4 protein-coding genes are annotated in these 2,004 nt (G+C 64.5%); 1 reads left to right on the top strand and 3 read right to left on the bottom strand.

All coding sequences use genetic code 11. The annotated features are described in order from the left end of the window. Positions 1-327 precede the first annotated feature (327 nt). Positions 328-480, bottom strand: a complete 153-nt coding sequence (locus tag ACWDEN_RS48045; RefSeq protein WP_450864457.1) for a hypothetical protein — start codon at positions 478-480, stop codon at positions 328-330. A 206-nt stretch (positions 481-686) separates the two neighbouring features. Between ACWDEN_RS48045 and ACWDEN_RS48040 the strand changes: the two genes are divergently transcribed. Then, positions 687-956, top strand: coding sequence for a hypothetical protein (locus ACWDEN_RS48040; protein WP_351619258.1), 270 nt, complete (start codon positions 687-689; stop codon positions 954-956). Between the two features lie 137 nt (positions 957-1,093). Here the strand turns inward: ACWDEN_RS48040 and ACWDEN_RS48035 are convergent, their stop codons facing one another. After that, a complete protein-coding gene (locus ACWDEN_RS48035) occupies positions 1,094-1,525 on the bottom strand; it encodes a hypothetical protein (RefSeq protein ID WP_450864455.1) in 432 nt (143 codons plus the stop codon). Between the two features lie 166 nt (positions 1,526-1,691). Beyond that, positions 1,692-1,865, bottom strand: a complete 174-nt coding sequence (locus ACWDEN_RS48030) for a hypothetical protein (RefSeq protein WP_351619263.1) — start codon at positions 1,863-1,865, stop codon at positions 1,692-1,694. Positions 1,866-2,004 lie beyond the last annotated feature (139 nt).

Here is a 2,004-nt window from a genome sequence, read left to right as displayed (position 1 = left end):
TCGCCTCACGGTTGGCAAGCACGGGATCGTAGAGCAGCCGCCCCGGCGGCACGGCGAGACTCTGGGCCGACATCACGAGTTCAAGTTCAGTAGCTTTCGGCGCCCGCGCCGAGCCACGGCTTTTCTGGTCATGCGGTCGGCACCCACTGGCCGTTCCCGACTGTCCCTGATCACGAAATCGAACGGGGCCAGGGACCGGTGCCGTCCGAAGTGCTGAACAATTGCTGCCCCATCTCGTGTACAGAATCAGCGGGCCGCAGCCGTTCAAGCGGGCAAGCTCAGAGGGTGTCCGGATGGTGGGTTAGGGCCCGGCCGTGGGTGTACACCTCAGCGTTCTACTCCAGCCGAGCAGCGCTGGGTGAGAGCGAGTGCCGAGTCGTACTCGTGTCGCAGGTCCTGAAGCGTGACGTGCAGGGAGCGCAGCGCCTCGATCTCGAGCGCGGTCAGCGGCGCGGCCTCGGTAAAAGCAGGGAAGTCCATCGCCCCATCCAAGCTCAACTCAACTCAGTGCGAAGAGGATTCGGGCCGGATCGTGCATGCCCCTGTCCCCCGGCGGCCGTCCTGCGGCCGCATGTCGGCATGAGCGGCACTCGAGAACAGGCGCGTGCGACTGAGGGATTCACTTCGAGCCGGAGTGGGTGCATGATTCAGCCACTCCCCACGTAACAAAGCACACACAGGGGGCGATGAGGCTGAAACAGCATTTCATGTCCCGGGCCGCCGTGATCCGCGCCAGTTATGACACAACGCTTGCATCTCTCGAAAATTCACATCAGGGACAAATTCTTGCCCCAGTAGACGCCTCGATCATCGAGACAGTCGCCGGAAAGCCGCGCCGCGAGCTGCCCGGCACGCAATTGTGGGTGATGGCGCGACTCGCGTCACAGTCCGCCGAGGAACTTCACCTGCAGCAGTGGCAACCGTGCAGCGGTCAACGTCCCACCTGGGCAGCGTGACCAGCCGGTGAATCAGCGGTCGATGTGCACGGTCACGTACATGTCCCGCGGAGCCCCGCCATGCCTGCCGGGCCTCCGAGTTCGGACGGCTGCGTGCCCGAACTGCTGGGCACCCGGCCGTGACGGACTGTGCCGGATCACCGGCTGGCTGTCAGGACTGCCGCACAGGTCGGAGCCTCCTGCGAGGTCACGGTTGCTATGTGCTCCAGGCAGAGGCTGACCGCCGTGGTCAGGTAGGCCCAGTAGTTGACCGTGGCGGAGGGACCGCGGCTGGTGCCGAAGCCGTAGCTCATGAGCTTGAGGGCCTGGACGTGCCCCTGGTCTCCCGGTGGCAGCGCCGACAGGGAGGCGAAGAGTTCGTGGACGGGCCTGGCGACCACCGCCTCAAGGATCTCGGCCGTCGTGATCTGCTCCCAGTCGGACTCGGCCGTCGAGATCGGCTGATCCAGGACGAGCGAGAATAGAGCGAGTGTCACCAGCAAGCGCACCTTGGCGTCGGTGCCGTCCGGATCGGCCTGCCACTTGAGGTAGAGCCGTGCGATCTCACTTCTGAAGGCAGCGTCCTGCATGCACAGCTCCTGCACCCGCGTATTCACCGCAGTGCAAAAGCTCCAGGCCCTCTCCCGGCGCTCCTCAGTCACGTTTCGCCCCCTTGAGCAACGGCGGAGCTCTGCAGCCGTGTACGGAGGTGGGCTGCAGAGCCCCGGATCCGGCAACGTAGTCAGCGGGTCCTCATCAGACGCACTTGACGTTCAGCAGGGAACTGTCCACGTGGCCGGCGGTCGGCTTGCCGTTGTAGTAGATGGTCCCGTACGTCCGCGTCATGTAGGTCCAGTTCACGGAACTGGGCTCGCAGTCCTTCAACACCGCCGTGCTGGTGCGGTTCGGGGGCGGGCAGGAGTAGTTCACCGGTCGCTCCCCACACGCGTGGGTCGGACACTTCGTGACCAGCAGTGTTACTGACGTTGTTGCTGTGATGTCGTCAATGTGAGTCCGGTTTCGGCGAGACATCCGTCGATGAGGTTGCTGCGGTACTGGATCTGGCGGA

Source organism: Streptomyces sp. NPDC001153 (assembly GCF_053598315.1).
The sequence above is the reverse complement of the archived record's forward strand: the minus strand, read 5'-3'. Positions and strand labels throughout refer to the sequence as shown.